This window comes from Microcoleus sp. N9_A1 (genome assembly GCF_036701795.1).
In the GTDB taxonomy this organism is placed as follows: domain Bacteria; phylum Cyanobacteriota; class Cyanobacteriia; order Cyanobacteriales; family Microcoleaceae; genus Microcoleus.
On the sequence record NZ_JAUBRI010000078.1, the window covers coordinates 1 to 17,261 of the forward strand.

Sequence of the window (17,261 nt, forward strand, 5' to 3'; positions counted from 1 at the left end):
TTTAACTGCTTATCAATCCATTCAACAAGCTCTCTCTATTGATGGCTCCCTTTTTTCCCCTAGTTGAGCAATTACCAATAATTATTGTTGTTAATGTTGTTAAATCGCCGATTATTGAGTTTGCCGTAATGAATAAATTACCAAATAAATACATACATTTTTATAAGTGGCTATGGTCTTTGGTGAAATTTTGGACGATCGCCTACATCGTCTCTTGTATACTATTGTTTAGCCTGCAAACTCGTCTGATTTTTGACCCAACATCTGCGATCGCCAAAACACCGGATGCTTTCAATGTCCCCTACGAAGAGGTTTGGTTGCCAGTTAACGGGCGATCGCCCAAAACCGCAAAAACAGAGAAAATTCACGGTTGGTGGCTGCCAACCGCCAATCCACAGCCGCTAGGAACTCTATTGTACCTGCACGGCAAGGGCTTTAACATCGGTACGAATATCAATCAATCTTACCAGTTTCGACAATTGGGTTTTTCTGTATTGCTGATAGATTACCGGGGTTACGGGCGCAGTCAAGGCAGTTTTCCCAGCGAAGCTCGGATATATGAAGATGCAGAAACAGCTTATAATTATTTAGTGAAAGAGCGGCAATTGTCGCCCAGCGAAATTTTTTTGTACGGTCATTCACTCGGAGGTGCTGTTGCTGTAGAATTAGCGATCGCACACCCTAAAGCTGCGGGCTTAATTGTTCAAAGTTCGTTCACTTCCATGCTGGATATGGTAGAACGCCAAAGTTTGATGTGGCTGTTTCCGGTGCGGCTGCTATTGACACAAAAGTTTGATTCTTTGAAGAAAGTTAAATTGCTCAAAATTCCGGTTTTGTTCGCCCACGGAAGCGCTGATACTTTGATTCCCGCTGCGATGAGTAAAAAGTTGTATGCTGCTTCTGCTGAACCCAAGCAAATTTTGCTCGTTGTGAAGGCTAAACACAATAATGGAGATGTTTTTTTTAACAGCAGCGAATACCGCCAAACTATTGTTGATTTTGCAAAGCAATATAGAATTAAATGAATAAGGTGTTTTTAGAACCGATCTGAAATCTGGACTTACGAATCAAGACCAAAGAAACCGGGTTTTTCACCGATATTAAAGGCTATGATGCAATCTTTTTGTAAAAAACCCGGTTTCTGCCTCCACGACTATAAATGCAGATTACACGTAATCTCTGTAAATTATTTCTACCTTATCTCCAAATTGTAGCTGCAAAACGGATTGAGCGCTGCCGCCATTAACGGCAATTTCTAGCCAACCGTCAGAACCAATTATGGCAATTAATTCACCGGGATTGCTGTCGCTGTAGGTTTTACCGCTGGGGATGCGAATTGCATCAGAACTATTGCTAATTGTCAATGACCAATTGTTACCTATAATGCAATTATTGGGGATATTAGTAATTAGGTTGCCGAAACGATCGACATATTGAACAAAACCTGTCGCACCTGTGGCTGTAACGGCGCAATTTGGTATCTGTAGCTGCACTAAACTCGCAGGGCGTACCGCCCTTCCCAACTCTTCCAGCGGCACCCCGATCGCCAAATGAGCACCCACTGCTGCGAAAATATCGCGACCGTGAAAAGTGCTGCTGGGTTGGGGCGATCGCCAATATTGCGAATTCGTCAACTCCACAGCGGCGATCGCACTTTCGCGACTCAACACCCCGCTAAACAACCCGTTATCGGGCCCGACAAGGAAGCAATTAGCACATTTCACCGCCACCGCGCGTCTGTTGCTACCCACGCCCGGATCGACGACAGCAATATGTACGGTTTCTGGCGGAAAATAAGCAAAAGCAGCCATCAAACAAAACCTCGCCGCCGCAATATTTTGCGAGGGTATTTGGTGCGTAATGTCAATCACTTTTAACTGCGAGTTAATTTGGGCGATCGCACCTTTCATCACTCCCACATAAACATCGCTCAATCCAAAATCCGTCAGTAGAGTTATAATTCTATTTTTAGACATATATCCAAAGGTAAGAATATGGTAGCGCAGTGGGAAAATTTTCTGCAAAACTTGGGAGAATGGCACGGTTCCTTCACTCAGCTATCAACGCGAGGAGAGGTACTTCAAGATACTCCTACCATTATTTCTCTCGAAGGTTTGAATGACAACAAAACCGTGCGATTGAAACTCCGCCGCTTCTCGCCAAATCCTAGCGGTGTCGGCGAACCGGAAGTCAGCGAACTTGTTCGAGAATATCAGAGTTTGGGACGAGATATCCTGTTTTTTGAGAATGGAAATTTTTGTCAGGGTACTATTCAATTAGCGCCTTATTCTGAGTCTGGTGCCGAGTTTGGTTTTATCTACAATTATCGCCGATTGCGCTTCGTTCAGCTATACAATACCGACGGCAATTTATCCAAACTTACCTTAATTCGGGAAAAGCAGCTTGATAAAAATGTCTCCGAACGTCCGCCTTTAACTGTTGAGGCTTTGCTAGGAGAGTGGCAGGGCGAGGCCGTGACAATGTATCCAGATTCGCGTTCTCCTGATTCCTATTCTACCAATTTACAATTGCATTTGGAAAGTAGCGATCGCCTAATTCAAAAAATTACTTTTGGCAACAATGCTAATGTTATCAGTTCTAGCGGCAGCATTGACAGTTCTGTGATTAATTTTAACGAAGGTTCAACACCAGTGCAAGTTTTGCTGCTTCCCGATGGCGGTTCTTGCACTTGTCCGGTGAAAGTTGAACTCAGAAAACCTATATTTTTTGAGGCCGGTTGGTTGGTAGAACCTGACTTGCGATTTCGGATGATTCGCAGTTACAATGACAAAGGTGAATGGGTCAGTTTGACTTTAGTTACTGAACGGAAAATTAGTTATTAATTTCGTAGGGGCGGGTTCACCAACCATCTTTAATTCCCATTCCAAATATTGATAAACCCGCCCCCACTCTACCAAAAAATTCTGATTATATAAAAGGTTTGTCGGTATCTGGGATGGGTGGGGGAGGGTTTTTTAATTCTGCGATTTGATGAGATAAATTTCGGCGAACCCGCCCCTACCAATCTGCGTGTTTTCGCGATTTTTATTCGCCGGACTTTGTTTCCTGGGTTTGCGATTGAATCACCGCACTCCAATCATCATTGTTAACTGCAGCTTCCAGATGTTCGTGTCGTTCGCCGTCAATCTTGGCTGCTGTTTCTAACTCTTTGGTAAGAGTGGAATCGGCCATTGCTTTGCGTAATTTCAGCTTCTTTTCTTCATAAGCTTTTTGTTCCTCAGCAGACATAGCAGCGCGGGCTGCTTGGCCTACCGTAGCCGCCCACATTTCGCTCTGTGCGGCGTTTCCCAGCGGAATAGTGCCTAGTTCTGCTATCCAAGCATCCCGCAAACTTTCCATTTCTTCCCGCTTGGGGAATTTGAAAGTTTGCACACGCAGGAAAGCACAATTTTCTGTGCCATTTTGGGCGATGTGACCGTTGATTGAAAGCAGGATATTTCGCGAATAACCTATAAACTGAGTGTTGCGGGCAGTATCCATTACAGCGTAAACGCCGGCGACTTTCGCGTTAGTTGCCAAATCGCGCCATGTATCTATCGACATTACTTGCGTGCCGTCATTTTCTACTTCAGAAATAGCGGCTGCTGCGCTGTGTTCTGAGTCGGAACTGTATAAAAAGTTGTGCAGTCCTTCATGGGCGACAGGTACGTTTTGATGTTCAATTGCTACATCTCGATCGGCATTCACTTGATTAGCTTCCATAAAACCCAATTCCTCAAAAAATGTCAACTTTACTCATTAAATCTGAAATCTTCCACCATTCTCAATAAGCTTTTTATGAACAGGCTGTCCGGCCTGTTCCACAAAGAGTGAATTTTATTGGGGAACAGGCCGGAAAGCCTGTTAAGCGAGAATGGTGCAAGATCTCAGTTAAATCCCACTTTCATTGGCGGGCAAGATGTCCACCCCACAATCAAGTTCTAGTGGAACAGGCCGGAAAGCCTGTTCTATTGTTTTTTGCCCTTATCTACTTAACTTACGGCAATTTGTTGCAATTCCTCGTCAGTCAATTTAACTTCGATCGCCTTTACGGAGTCCTCAATGCTCGATAATTTTGTCGCAGCGGGAATCGGAACGACGCAGGGCGATTTTGCCATCAACCAAGCTAATACTATACAGTAAACAGAAACGTTTTTTTCTGTGGCTAATTTAGCGATCGCGGGCATATCTTGCAAGCTTGTGACTCGGCGGCTTCCCCCCAAAGGGCTCCAGGGAAAAAATGTCAGTTTTTCGGTTTCGCAATATTCCAGTACGCCGTCTGATTCTGGCTCTCTGTGCCAAGGATTATATTGATTCTGCACGGAGACAACTTCTACTGTATCGCGAGCGCGTTTGATCTGCTCTACAGAAAAGTTGGACACTCCAATAAATCGAATCATTCCTGCTTCTACTGCTTCTTTTGCGGGTGCTAGGGCTGCTTCAATGGTATAAGCGGGATCGGGCGAGTGATATTGCCAAAGGTCGATCGGTTCCTTGCCGCCCAATGCTTCAAAACTTTCCCGAATTGTCTTGCGTAAATGGTGGGGGTTGCCATTGCGCGTCCACGCACCTTGAGGCCGCATTAAGCCGCCTTTAGTGGCCACAGTAACAGCCCTAACATCTCCGCTGTATTGTTGTAAAGCTTTGGCAATCAGGTGCTCGTTGTGGTGTTTGTCGGATTGATCTTGGCAGTAGGAATCGGCGGTGTCAATTAGGGTGACACCCAAATCGAGGGCGCGGTGAATTACCGCAATTGATTGCGATTCTGGTGGCCGGCCACTTAAGGACATTGGCATACATCCAAGACCGATCGCGCTGATAGTAAAATTACTGTTACCCAGTTTTTTCCTTTTCATTTGTTTGCCTTCATTTGCGTGGTTTATTTTCAGTTTACATTTCAAGGATAGATTGAAATTTTACATTTATTTAACTATCTAAGTAAATAGAAAGAATATTTTTTAGATAAGCTGTTTTGCCTTGAAAATGTATATTTCAATTCCCTATTCCCCCCGTGTCAAATCCTCTCCCTCTCAAACATAATAGACAATCTAGATGTGCAGCAGCTTACCTACAGACTTAACTAGCTGGAAGCGCTGGTGTAAAAGCGGAGTGCAAATTGCCAGAAGTAGCGGGAGAAAAATAACAGCCCGATCGCCAATATTCCCGCCCCTGCGATCCCAACGATTTCACCTCTCCCCAGCATGGCTTCTGCAGGCACAGTCGTCAAGAAGGCAACGGGAACTACGAAAGTGAAGAAAAATCGATAAGCTGCGGGATAAGCTGCCATTGGAAATCTACCCGCTTCTAACAATCCTTTGAGAACTTCGGTAACGTTGTAAATTTTGACAAACCAAATGCTGGTTGCACCTAACATAAACCATATACTGTAAAGAGTAATAGTTCCGAATAACAGCGGTATTGCTGTTAAAAAATAGTTGCCGATTTCTACTCCCAACTTGTTAGCAGCATACAGCAGCAATACGGCGCCCAAGATTAAATCTGGGATTCCCCAAGGCGAAACTGTGTTTGCAGACAGCCAGAATTGGGAACTGATGGGTTTGAGGAGTACGAAATCGAGAGTACCTTGCTGCACTCGATCGACAATACGGCTGAGATTAGGTGCTAGAAACGTTGACGAAAACCCCTGCAAAATCGTGAAAATACCGAGTACAACTAAAGCCTCTTCCCATGAATAGCCCGCAAACGTGTAGCCGGTACGGTAGAACAAAAACAGCCCAAACAAGCTGCCCGCAAGATTTCCCAGGCTGCTGAGGGCCGCGAGGACAAAGTTGATTCGGTATTCTAGTTCCGCTGCGATCGCCGCACCCCAGAACAATTTCAGTACGTGCAAATATCGTCCCATGTTTGTCGCCATTTTTTGCCGTTGAAATACTTAGATTTCATCCTATTGTAAAGGTTGTGTGAAGTTAACTGCTGTACTGGCTGCTCTTTACACTATAATTTTAAATTATTTCTACCGCTTAGTTAAGTAGTTTTACTAACACGCATTATTAATTTATCTAACAATATTTAAACAAAGATTACAATTATTCATTTCAGTTCATCTTAAGCCCATATCTTTTGGCAATTATTAAGAATAATTGATATTTTTACACCAATAATCGCTTGATTGATTGGAAATACTAATGTGTTACAAGTCTTAATCTTATAAATATTTGACAAATATAGCAATCCTTGCAGGAGTCATAAATTTTTTACCCCACCCCAACCCTCCCCGAACCCGCTCTGAGGGAGTAAGAAATTCACAAATGATGCGAGGATTGCTATATCTCAATACGGTTGACTTAAGAACAATCTGACTTTCAACAAATGCCTGTATGGCCTATAAAATCGTGAGATGACATTCGTCCAAAAGCGTTAAGTCAACCGTATTGTGCTATATCTAACCATAGGGTGCGTGACGGTGACTAATCATTGCACTGCAGCCCTTTACTCTTGACTGTCACGCACCGCTTTACCGGGGCAATATTTTTCTTACCAGCCGCAGGATTCTGGGGGATATTTTTCTCGCCAGCGGCAGGATACCCAGTATCAGCAGGCTGAATATTAAACCGAAAAGCAAACTCCAGATCATCGTGGGGGTGAAGGGATGAAGCGGGAGGGAAAAATCTGGTTGCTATTAAATCGGTGTATCTTTGATTAGGAGATAGCTGGCCCCAAAAATTTGTCCGCCGCCGATCGCAGTTCCGACAAAAAAGATGATATTCTCAAGTTTGCCGCGCTTTTTCTCTTTGTCTTCGTTCTTCCTGTCGATTTCCATTTGTTCCCGATCGCGCTGACGTTCCCTCTGTTCCTGTTCCCGGTTCAATTCCACCTGTTCGATTTCTACCATCTCGCGAATTGTGGATATTGTCGGCTGCAACAAATCTTGATTAGCAATCAGGGAGTTTAAGTATTTTTCAATTTGACTTTGATATTTGCGCGATCACAAACTCAGGAACTTCGGCAAAAATACCAGTTGCCGCCTTCAATGGAAAAACTTTTGATTTTAGGATAACTTTCGATATAATAATTTTCCGCATTAATATCAACAGTATTGCGCTCTGCCTCCCCAGCCCAAACAAGCTTCCTATCATTTAAGGAGATAGTGGAGGAAGCGAATCAATATTGGTTAGGGCAAAATTAAGAAAGTATTCTGTCCGCGATATCAGTTGTTCGGCATCGGTTTCTGTTATATTTGGATCGACATTATAATCCGCTCTGAGACGAGTTCTTTCAGCATCAATTAGGTAGCGGTGCAGTTCTACCGGAACTCGATTAGTGCGAGCGAAGCGTTCCCCAAAAGCAGCGATAACGGCTGAGTGTCGCGAATAGGATAATCCTTCAGCTTCTAAAAATGCTGTGGCGATATAAAACATTAAATAATAGGCACGGGAAGTGGCAAATTCAGGAAAACCTGTGTTGTTCAATTCTCTCGCTGCTTGCAAACTTCTACTTGCTTTATCCAGTAGTCTGTGTTGTTCTGGAGTCATATCGCTAACCCTTCTTGACGAATGTTGCGGAAGAAACCATTATTGTGCTGATAAAATTGCTCATCAGTGGCAAATGCACAGCTAATCAGCACATTATATTCTAAACATAAGTCGGCAATTAAAATACTAATTCTATCGCTTTCTTGAGAGTAGTTAAAGGATTTTTTGAGAACTATTAAGATATCTATATCGGAGTCTGGTCTAGCATCACCTCTAGCTTGGGAGCCAAAAAGAACAATTTTGTCTAATTGTTCGCCGTAAAGTTTTTTGAGAGCTTGCTGAGTTTTGGTGACAATTGTTTGGATTTGTTTATTCATATTTCGCGATCGGTTGTATTTAGATAATTCGTGTTATTGAACAATTCTATTATACCAAAAAGGGGATCGCCTGCGCGTTGAGAAAAAGACAGAAAGGGCGATCGACCTTTCCCGACCAAAAATGCGATCGCACTCACACTCTCAACCAAATATCGCCCATCTCATTCCACTCATGGCGATCGCCGCATCACCTCTAATTTTAATTAACATCCTGTCCCTCCCTTAAGCAGGGCTGGGGGGACAGGATGAAAGGGGAAACGAGACTTAAAGCGATCGATAAACGCGATAGTTAATTTCAGGGAAAATATTATCAATCTCCTCAACCTTCTCCAACCAACCAGAATCGACTTTGCCTTCTTTCACTTCATCGTACAACTTGTGAAAGCGCATTAAGTGCGATCGAGTCCGCCGCACCGCATAGGGAACCATCGTCCCCGTCCGCATGATAAACGCCCAGTCAGAAGATTGAGCTAACAGCACTTCCCGCGCCGCCTGGTTCAAAGCCCGATACTGCAATTCATCCTCTGGTTCCATGCTTCCCAACTCAATCATCCGTTCCGCTGCTTTGTGCAAGTGCGGGTAAATCCAAGCATTGGTATCGTTGAGCCAATATTCGTGGAAACCCCGGAAACCCCAGCTAGACTGAGACGGGCGACAAACTTGTTGAGTCGGATTTCCCCGCAAATAATCGGCTAAGTGCGTCATCTCGTAGGTATTTTGGTCGTACCAACTCTTGCGGAACAGGTAATCTAAGAACCAAGGCCCTTCGTACCACCAATGACCGAAAAGTTCCGCGTCGTAAGGTGAAACAATAATCGGCGGACGCTGCATGATGCCGTTGAGGTGTTCGACTTGGCGTTCCCGGTTGAAAGCAAAGTTGCTGGCGTGTTCGGCGGCTTTTTCCCGCGCCCAGTAAGGATCGTACAACTGTTTATCACCTAAACCCAATCCGCGACCGGTGATTTTGTGATATTTAATCCCGGTATTTTTCCGCTGGCCGTTGGGCATGATGTAGGGCTTAATGTAATCGTAGTCGGCTTCCCAGCCCAAATCTTTGTAGAATTCGCGGTATTCGGCGGCGCCTGGATAGCCGACTTCGGAAGACCAAACCTGCTGCGATGATTCGTGATCCCTGCCGAAGGCTGCTACTCCGCATTCGGTGAAAATCGGCGCGTAGCTGCCGTAGCGGGGACGGGGGCGGGCGTAGAGGATGCCGTGACCGTCTGTGAGAAAGTAGCGCAGGCCGGCGTCGGCTAACATCCGCTCTAAGCCTTCATAGTAGGCGCATTCGGGCAGCCAAATGCCTTTTGGTCGGCGGCCGAAGTTTTCTTCGTAGTTGTCGCAGGCTACTTGTATTTGCGCCCAAACTGCCTCTGGGTACATTTTCATCAGCGGTAAGTAGCCGTGGGTGGCCCCGCAGGTCATGATTTCGAGGTTGTTGCTGTCTTGGAATTTTTTGAAGGCTTTGACTAAATCTCGATCGCACTTTTCCCAATAATTGCGGACTTGAGAAAAGTGGGCGGCGTAATGTTCGGCTAAATAGCGGAGATGACCGTTGCCAGTGTTGTGTTCGATTTCGAGATCCGCTAGTTCTTCGAGTTTTGCCAAGTGATCGTCGAAACGGTCTTGCAGCAAGGGGTCGCGCAGCATTGCCACCAATGGCGGTGTCATGCTCATGGTAATCTTAAAGTCTATGCCGTCGCGTTTGAGTCCTTCAAAGACTTGCAGCAAGGGAATATAGGTTTCTGCGATCGCCTCAAACAGCCATTCTTCTTCTAAAACGTAGTCGCTTTCGGGGTGGCGCACAAAAGGCAGGTGGGCGTGGAGAACGAGGGCGAGGTAGCCAATAGTCATAATGATTTGGATGTCGTAGTTATTAACTGACGCTAGAGTTAGTGACAGCATTAAAATATTTTAAGATTTTATGCTGAAACGGGACTCACAAAATGCCGTGTTTTTTTAATGGCCTTTCTCTAACAAACTAAATGTCAGCAAATTCTGATTTTCTGCTTGCTGTCGGATTAGGGCTGCTGCTGTTTGAGAGTCTACTGGCTTTGAGAAAAAGAATCCCTGGGCGTACTCACATTTTAACCCTTTTAGTAGAGATAGTTGCGAGGCTTCTTCGACTCCTTCGGCTACTACATCCATGCCTAAATTGTGCGACAAAGTAACGATCGACCGCACAATTTCTGTCGGGTCAATGCCTCCTTTGCTGAAATCGAATTCACCTCCCATTCTGCTAACAAAAGAGCGGTCTATTTTTAAGGTATTGGTAGGGAAGCGGTGCAGGTAGGAGAGTGATGAATAGCCGGTGCCGAAGTCGTCAATGCACAAGTGTATGTTTCGGGTTCTGAGCTGCACCAGCATTGCTGTTACTGATTCGGAATTTTCTATGAGTACGCTTTCGGTAATTTCGAGTTTTAAACTGCTGCCGTCGAGGTTAGTTTCTTCAAGAACTTGGTCGATGTATTCGATTAAATCTGGCTGAGAAAACTGTTTGACAGAAATGTTGACGCTAACGCTTAAGGGGGGGTTGCTGGGAAATAGCTGCTGCCACTGGCGGATTTGGTGGCAAGCTGTGCGAAGTACCCAGCGGCCGAGGGTTACGATCAAGCCGGTTTCTTCGGCGATGGTGATGAATTCGCCGGGGGAAACTAAGCCACGTTCTGGATGCTGCCAGCGCACTAGGGCCTCAAAACTGGTAATTGTGTTAGTGGCGATCGACACGATCGGCTGGTAGTGAATAATAAACTGGGGCGCTGCGGATAAGGGAGGTAAGGCTGATTCGTGGGATGGGGGAAAGTCTTCTTCTCTGACCGGCTCTTTAATTGATTCGATCGCCCGCCGCAGGTCGTTTTCTAGCTGCAACAGCCGCAAAGCGTGGGCGTGCATGGAACTGTTGAAAACTTCGTGTCGGGCTCTGCCGAGTTCTTTGGCGCGGTACATTGCTGTGTCGGCGTCGCGCAGCAGGGTTGTCGGTTCCAGATATTCGCCAGAACTCAAAGCTATGCCGATGCTGGCGGTGATAAATACTTCGTGTCCGTCTAGAAGGAGAGGGGAGGTGATTTTCTTTTGCAGGCGGTTGACAATGGTGGTAGCTTCATTGATGCCCTCGATGTCTTCTAGCAACAGCACAAACTCGTCTCCTCCGAGGCGGGCGACTGTATCTCCGACCCTCAGACAAGCTTCCAGACGCCGCGCGATCGATACTAGCAATTGATCGCCGATGGCGTGGCCGAGGGAATCGTTGACTACTTTAAATCTATCTAAATCGAGAAACAGTACGGCAAACAAGTAGTCTTTGCGCCGTTTTGCCAGCCTCAGAGCGTGTTCCAGCCGATCGGTAAATAGCGATCGGTTGGGCAATCCGGTGAGGGCGTCGTGAAAAGCATCGTGCAGCAGTTGTTCTTCGGCGAGTTTGCGCTGAGTGATGTCGTGACAGTTAATCACAATTCCCTGGACTGCGGGATCATGCAGCAAGTTGGTGGCTACAGCTTCTACATAACACCAGGAACCGTTGCGGTGGCGGACTCGGTACTCAACTGGGCACTGGCTTCTTTTGGGGTTTTTAATGGCTTTGTGGAGGGTTTCGGTGATCGTGGTGCAGTCGTCGGGGTGAACTATTTCTAAGGCGCTGCGCCCGATCGCCTGGTGGGGCCCGTATCCTAAAATTCGCTTGACGGAAGGGCTGATGTAGCGGAAGATTCCTTCGGCGTCAAGAATGATCGTGATGTCTGTGGCATTTTCAATCAGCGAACGAAATCGCTGTTCGCTTTGGCGCAGGGCTGATTCTGCTTGTTTGCGATCGCTGATGTCCAGGGCTACTCCGTCTATAATTACGTCGCCGTTTTCGTGTTTGGAAAATTTAGCGCTGTCTTGCACCCACTTGACCTCCCCAGATCTCAGAACGATGCGGTACTGGCGATCGCACGGCAAAAGACTCGCTGTCGATGCTGCTACGCTGCTGTCAAAAAAGCTTTTGTCCTCTGGATGGATGATTTCTGTCAAGAGTTCCGGGTGCGAAATCACTTCTTCGGCCCCGATCCCAGTAACTTCGCGCACGCCCGGACTGATGTAGGGCATCGACATTGTGCCATCTGGATGCAGCACGGTGCGGTAGACTGAGCCGGGAATGTTGGCTGCCATTGTGGCTAGCTGCTGCTGGATGCCGCAGACTGCTGCTTCGGCGCGCTTGCGTTCTGCAAGTTCGGTTTGGGCTTGTTGGTAGAGTTCGGCTTGGTGGATCGCGATCGCGCACTGATCGGCTATGGCTTTGAGTAGCGACTGTTCTTCGACGCTCCAAGAGCGCGCTCGATCGCACTGGTAGAGGCAAATTCCTCCCAAAAATGATTGCTGGTAGAGCAGCGGTGCGATCGCGATCGAGTGAAACCCTAAAAATTCCGCTGATGCTTGCAGTTCCGGGCCCAGAGTCGATAACTCGGCGAGGGCGATCGTTTCTCCGCGGGCGAGGGAGAAGCGATAGTGTTGGGCAAAGTCGCAATTTAGACCGATCGCCCGTTCTCTGTCGGCTGCCTTTAAGCTCATGTAGCGAATCCCGATCCTGCCCTCAGCATCTGGCTGCAATATCGCGCAGCCGCTGATTTCTAGAGCTTCGTGCAGTTGATCTGCGGTGGTTTGCAGCACTTCGTCGAGTACAAGGGTGAAGCGCATGGCTTGGAGGATGCGGTTGATGATCGCTTCACGAGTCGCTTGCCGCTGAATTTGGGCGATCGCTTCTTGTTGCTGGCGTCGCATTTTGTATTCTTGGAGCGATCGTTCTAAGACTGTTGGCAACCTAAACAGTCGCCCTTTTAATACGTAATCGGTCATTCCGGCTTTGATGCACTCAACTGCCGCTTCTTCTCCCAAACTTCCCGTTATTAAAATCAATGGTATGTCGTGGCCCAATTCCTGCATTAATTTCAACACTTCTAAACCGTTGAATCCCGGGAGGCGGTAATCGGATAGTACAGCATCGTACTTGCAATTCTCAAGCAGTTTTCTGCACTCTGTTGCTGTTTCGGCAGTGTCGCACTTAAAATTTACCCCCCCCGCTTCTAAGGCGAGCACTATTAATTCCATATCTTCTGCCATGTCTTCGATAATCAACAATTTTAATGTTGATTCCGCTACCAGTTTTAGTAGATAGTTGGTCTGACTTATATCTAACATAAGGTATTGGGGAGGTTTTCAATTGGTTGTTCGTGTTATTGCTAGTAATTTTTTAGACTGACTTTTGTTGTTAATTATATCTCGATATGTTTAGGTGTTTTTATAAAAATTAATTATATACTATACTCGCAAAACCTTTGTTTAGCAACGGCCGTCGAGGGCTGACAGAACAGATTGGGGATCATCCCAATTTTTAAAAGAGGTTTTTTTAGGAGTGCCAGCATCTTGCACAGCCAAGCCTCGATCTTTCGCTCCCATCCCTGACAGTGAACACTCCTGTCACACCAAAATTCGGATGCTCTCACCGATTGTGACTTATTTAAGTCTATAAGAGTTTTAAATTCAGAATTTAAAACTCTTATACACTTAACTTAGCAGAAAGAATTGGTTTCAAGCCCAAAGCCTGATCCGGAGAAATTAAAAGAAGACTATTCATTACTCCAATCCTCTTCCTTCCAGGTAGAGGTTAACTGTCAACGGTCAACGGTCAACTGTCAACTGTCAACTGTCAACTGTCAACTGTCAACGGTCAACGGTCAACTGTCAACTGTCAACTGTCAACTGTCAACTGTCAACGGTCAACGGTCAACGGTCAACGGTCAACTGTCAACTGTCAACTGTCAACTGTCAACTGTCAACTGTCAACTGAAGAATCTATATTACCGTTTGAGATTGTTTGCCCTAGTTTAAAGTAAAACGTGGCTCCTTGACTAGGTAGGCTTTCGGCCCAAACCGTGCCGCCGTGGCGGTGAATAATCCGTTGGACGATCGCCAAACCGATGCCCGTACCTTCAAATTCTCTCTGGGAGTGCAGCCTCTGAAAGGCTCCAAACAGGCGATCGGCATATTCCATCGGAAAACCCACCCCGTTATCCTTGACACAAATCGTCCCATCAGGTAAACCCTCAATAACTATTGTAGCTGGAATGCGTCCGCTGCTGAACTTGACGGCGTTGCTAATCAAGTTGCTGAACACTTGTTGCAGCAAGGTTGGATCTCCCATTACTGTCGGCAAATCTCCAACGGCAAATTCAACGCTGTGGGGAGTTTGGGCCGGATCTGCGACGGTTGGGGGTTTAGTCAATTTAATCGCATTTTGTACCAAACGGCTCAGATCGATCGGAATTTGCCTCAACTCGGTGCGAGTCACCCGCGACAGGGCGAGCAAACCGTCAATCAACAGGCTCATTTTTTGGCTGCTGTCTTCAATTATTTCCATATAGTGAACTATTTTGCGATCGCTCAAAGCCTCAGTTAATTCTAGTCGCTGCTTCAACGCTTCTACAAAACCTGAAATGTGTCGCAAAGGTGCGCGTAAGTCGTGGGAAACTGAGTAAGAAAAAGATTCTAATTCTTGATTGGCAGCTTCTAATTGCTCTGTGCGTTCTGACAAAGCTTGTTTTGTCTCTACCAACTCAGTGATATCGCGAGCAGTGCCAATTAAAGCATAAACATCACCGTTGAGATTTCTCAGTGGAATTTTAAACGTGTCGAAGTAAGCATTGCCGCCCGCTCTCACAAATTTTTCCTGGAAGTGTACAGTTTTGCCCGATTCAAATACCTGCAAATTTTCCCGGCAAAATCGTTCGGCGAGTTCGCTGGGATAGCACTCAAAAATGGTTTTGCCCTGCATCTGCTGCCTACTGTCAAAGCCGGAAAATTCGGCAATGGGATGGTTGACAAAAGAAAAGCGCATATTGTCCAGTTCTACAACATAAATGTAGTCCGGCAAAGCATCAAAAAAAGTCTCTAATTCTGCGGTACGCTGCGCGACTTGAGCTTCTAAAGTTTCGTTGAGTTCTTTGAGTTCAGCTTCTGCTCGTTTGCGTTCGGTGATATCTTGACCGATGCCGATACATCGGCCGTCGGAAAGGCGAACATTTGCCCAAGAAGTGTCGATAATTCGCCCGTCTCTAACTTGTGTTTTGAAGTCGCTCCAGTTCTGATTTGCTGCTTGGATTTCATCCAAAACGCATTGACGGTATTCTGGCTGCGGATAAAATTCCGCTAAGATATCGCGGTCTTTGATTTCCGCCAAACTCCAGCCGAGCACTTGTTCCCAGTGGCGGTTTACCCAGTTTATTTGACCGTTTTTGTCGAACAATGCGAGCATAATCGGCACGTTGTCGAAGATTGTTTGCAACAGTTCTTTTTGCTGTTTTAATGATTCTTCGGCTTGTTTGCGATCGCTAATATCGAGTACGGAACCGATAACTTGCCTCATTTGTCCGTCTGGGGTTCTTTTGAAGATTGTAGACCGATCGTGCACCCAGCGCCATTCCCCATTTTTGTGTTTAATTCTATAGTCTATGTCATCGGTTTCATGGGGATTGCTGCTGTGTATTAGCCGCTCCATACCTGTAATTAGCTTTAACATATCTTCGGGATGAACCAAGTTAACTACAGCATCTGTACCAAAATCTTGCAATTCTTTTGCAGTGTAGCCGAGCATGGCTGTGACAGATTCATTTGCATAAATATTTTTGTTTTCTACTGCATCGTAAATGTAGAGAAAGTTGGGGATAGTTGTCAGTATGCTCTCTAAAAGTTCTTGATGTTTTTGCAGTTCTAATTCTGCCTGTTTGCGCTCGCTTAAGTCCAGCACAAAACTGACGCCTAACTGCTTAGTTCCTTCTAAAAATGTGCTGCCCAGCAGCACCGGAACGCGGCTACCATCGGAGCGTATAAATTCTTTTTCAAAGGGAATAACCGTATTTCTAGCCTTCAGTTCAGCAACTTTTTCTGTATCTAAACGCACGTATTCTGGCGGTGTCATTTCTTGCCAGTTAACTCTTCCTGAAAGCAGATCGTCCCGCGTATAGTTTACCGTATTTAAAAAAGCGGCGTTGGCATCTGTAATGCTGCCGTTAAGATCCCAAAAAATTAGGCCGATCATATTAGAATCAACTATGGCTTTAAATTTTGATTCGCTTTGTCGCAACTGGCATTCGACTTGTTTTAGTTCTGTGAAGTCGCGGGCGATTGATAAAACAGTTTCTACTGAATTGTCTTCAGCAAATTCGGGAATGACTCGACAGTGGTAATGTTTTATGCCCTGGAGAGTGGGAAACTCAAATTCTATGGTTTCTTGCTGCCCGGTGCCAAAAACTTTCAGAAAAGTCTCGTCCCACAAGTCGCACAAGTCTGGCGGCATTCCTGATTCTCTGTTGCTATTGCCAATTAATTCTGCGGGGGGTTTTCCGGTCGCTGATTCTACTGCTTGGTTGATGTAAAGGAGGCGCCGTTCTCGATCGAACCGGGCGATGATATCAGTCGCATTTTCGGCTAGGGCGCTGAAAGCTTGTTCGCGCTGGTGCAGTTCTTCTTGAGAGCGGTGGTGTTCGGTTAAGTCTCTGGCAAAAGAGAGAATTGAAACTACTGTTCCCGATTCATCGATTAGTGCAGAATTGTACCATTCGCAGTAAATTACCGAGCCATCTTTGGTATGGTTGCGGTTGTGGCAAATGTTGCGGGGTTCCCTGCCCTGTAACAGTTGATTTGTGACGGCGGACACTTGCTCGAAGTCTTCTTGATGAACTATTGACAATTCCTGCCAGTCTTTGCCGATTACTTCTGCTGCACTCCAGCCAAATATTTGTTCGGCCATTGGCGACCACCGCACTATCCGAAATTCCCTGTCCCACTCTATAACTGCCATTTGCGAGTTTTCTAGGTGCAATTCCAGCCGCGAGTTGGTTTGTTTTATTTGAGTTTGAAGTTGCTGGCGGAGTTGCTTAGCCTCGGCAAAGCGGTCGCTGATTTCCTGTGCGTTTGCTGAGCAGGCTTTGGTAATGCGATCGAGGGTTTCTGCTGTTTGTTTTTCGAGTTCGTTCCAAGCGAGTTCGAGGGCTGATTCCGCCTGTTCTAGCTCAGTGATGCTGTTCTGAAACAGTGTGGCACTTTCAACTGGAATTTCAGGCATATTTTTGGCACTTAGGCAAGTGTTAATTTTAGAATTCAAAATTAAGGCTTAACAATTAAAAATATGTAATACCATTTTTTTAAGTTATGCAAGACTTATGTAAAAACTCAAAGACAGAATTATCAATGTCTGGCGGTATTTTATCTCTATCACATCTTTAAAAAAATGGTATAATTTCTTGTTCAATTATACATTTTTAATTTTTAGTCTGTGCATGGAGCAGATCGTTGGAGGCGGGCGGCGTTATTAAAGACTGCCAGTCAAAGGATTTGGGGTGCAGATTGCTCAGCAATTGTGGTGGATCGATCTCAAACTCTCCTGGGTAAGGGAAGGGTGCGGGCAGGAGCAGGCGCTAAG

12 protein-coding genes are annotated in these 17,261 nt (G+C 45.8%); 2 read left to right on the plus strand and 10 right to left on the minus strand.

Translation table 11 applies throughout. From position 1 onward, the window contains the following. The first annotated feature begins 128 nt into the window (after positions 1-128). On the plus strand, positions 129-1,025 hold the full coding sequence (locus QUA58_RS26260; RefSeq protein ID WP_333396928.1) for an alpha/beta hydrolase: 897 nt from the start codon (positions 129-131) through the stop codon (positions 1,023-1,025). Positions 1,026-1,166: 141 nt separating this feature from the next. Here QUA58_RS26260 and QUA58_RS26265 read toward each other — a convergent pair whose 3' ends face one another. After that, a complete protein-coding gene (locus QUA58_RS26265) occupies positions 1,167-1,976 on the minus strand; it encodes an SAM-dependent chlorinase/fluorinase (RefSeq protein ID WP_333396931.1) in 810 nt (269 codons plus the stop codon). Positions 1,977-1,994: 18 nt separating this feature from the next. On the opposite strand from QUA58_RS26265, the gene QUA58_RS26270 reads away from it, so the two are divergent. Next, positions 1,995-2,843 (plus strand): DUF3598 family protein, encoded by an 849-nt coding sequence (locus QUA58_RS26270; RefSeq protein ID WP_333396934.1) that lies wholly within the window; start codon positions 1,995-1,997, stop codon positions 2,841-2,843. Positions 2,844-3,045: 202 nt separating this feature from the next. Here the strand turns inward: QUA58_RS26270 and QUA58_RS26275 are convergent, their stop codons facing one another. The 9 genes from QUA58_RS26275 to QUA58_RS26315 form a co-directional block, all read right to left on the minus strand. Next, complete coding sequence (locus QUA58_RS26275; protein ID WP_333255713.1) at positions 3,046-3,723, minus strand: GIY-YIG nuclease family protein; 678 nt, start codon at positions 3,721-3,723, stop codon at positions 3,046-3,048. A 269-nt stretch (positions 3,724-3,992) separates the two neighbouring features. Beyond that, complete coding sequence (locus QUA58_RS26280) at positions 3,993-4,856, minus strand: aldo/keto reductase (RefSeq protein WP_333255715.1); 864 nt, start codon at positions 4,854-4,856, stop codon at positions 3,993-3,995. Between the two features lie 224 nt (positions 4,857-5,080). Then, positions 5,081-5,875 (minus strand): ABC transporter permease, encoded by a 795-nt coding sequence (locus tag QUA58_RS26285; RefSeq protein WP_333396935.1) that lies wholly within the window; start codon positions 5,873-5,875, stop codon positions 5,081-5,083. A gap of 765 nt (positions 5,876-6,640) precedes the next feature. Continuing rightward, entirely contained in the window at positions 6,641-6,853 is a 213-nt protein-coding gene (locus tag QUA58_RS26290; RefSeq protein ID WP_333255717.1) for a hypothetical protein, read from the minus strand. Positions 6,854-7,097: 244 nt separating this feature from the next. Continuing rightward, on the minus strand, positions 7,098-7,493 hold the full coding sequence (locus QUA58_RS26295; RefSeq protein ID WP_333255719.1) for a HEPN domain-containing protein: 396 nt from the start codon (positions 7,491-7,493) through the stop codon (positions 7,098-7,100). Then, entirely contained in the window at positions 7,490-7,810 is a 321-nt protein-coding gene (locus QUA58_RS26300; protein WP_333255721.1) for a nucleotidyltransferase domain-containing protein, read from the minus strand. The genes QUA58_RS26295 and QUA58_RS26300 overlap by 4 nt, the downstream gene beginning before the upstream one ends. 264 nt (positions 7,811-8,074) lie before the next feature. Further along, the gene (locus tag QUA58_RS26305; RefSeq protein ID WP_333255739.1) at positions 8,075-9,664 is read right to left on the minus strand and encodes a glycoside hydrolase family 57 protein; all 1,590 of its coding nucleotides are present in this window, start codon (positions 9,662-9,664) and stop codon (positions 8,075-8,077) included. Positions 9,665-9,769: 105 nt separating this feature from the next. Next, complete coding sequence (locus QUA58_RS26310; protein WP_333255723.1) at positions 9,770-12,982, minus strand: EAL domain-containing protein; 3,213 nt, start codon at positions 12,980-12,982, stop codon at positions 9,770-9,772. Between the two features lie 634 nt (positions 12,983-13,616). Continuing rightward, positions 13,617-16,904 carry a PAS domain S-box protein gene (locus QUA58_RS26315; protein WP_333255725.1) on the minus strand — a complete coding sequence of 1,096 codons (3,288 nt, stop codon included), beginning with the start codon at positions 16,902-16,904 and terminating at the stop codon, positions 13,617-13,619. Positions 16,905-17,261 lie beyond the last annotated feature (357 nt).

Bases quoted from the DNA above. Each gene is read 5' to 3' on its own strand.
- QUA58_RS26315 (WP_333255725.1), bottom strand. From the start codon at position 16,904: ATGCCTGAAATTCCAGTTGAAAGTGCCACACTGTTTCAGAACAGCATC.
- QUA58_RS26265 (WP_333396931.1), bottom strand. From the start codon at position 1,976: ATGTCTAAAAATAGAATTATAACTCTACTGACGGATTTTGGATTGAGC.
- QUA58_RS26310 (WP_333255723.1), bottom strand. From the start codon at position 12,982: ATGTTAGATATAAGTCAGACCAACTATCTACTAAAACTGGTAGCGGAA.
- QUA58_RS26285 (WP_333396935.1), bottom strand. From the start codon at position 5,875: ATGGCGACAAACATGGGACGATATTTGCACGTACTGAAATTGTTCTGG.
- QUA58_RS26300 (WP_333255721.1), bottom strand. From the start codon at position 7,810: ATGAATAAACAAATCCAAACAATTGTCACCAAAACTCAGCAAGCTCTC.
- QUA58_RS26290 (WP_333255717.1), bottom strand. From the start codon at position 6,853: ATGGTAGAAATCGAACAGGTGGAATTGAACCGGGAACAGGAACAGAGG.
- QUA58_RS26260 (WP_333396928.1), top strand. From the start codon at position 129: ATGAATAAATTACCAAATAAATACATACATTTTTATAAGTGGCTATGG.
- QUA58_RS26295 (WP_333255719.1), bottom strand. From the start codon at position 7,493: ATGACTCCAGAACAACACAGACTACTGGATAAAGCAAGTAGAAGTTTG.
- QUA58_RS26275 (WP_333255713.1), bottom strand. From the start codon at position 3,723: ATGGAAGCTAATCAAGTGAATGCCGATCGAGATGTAGCAATTGAACAT.
- QUA58_RS26305 (WP_333255739.1), bottom strand. From the start codon at position 9,664: ATGACTATTGGCTACCTCGCCCTCGTTCTCCACGCCCACCTGCCTTTT.
- QUA58_RS26270 (WP_333396934.1), top strand. From the start codon at position 1,995: ATGGTAGCGCAGTGGGAAAATTTTCTGCAAAACTTGGGAGAATGGCAC.
- QUA58_RS26280 (WP_333255715.1), bottom strand. From the start codon at position 4,856: ATGAAAAGGAAAAAACTGGGTAACAGTAATTTTACTATCAGCGCGATC.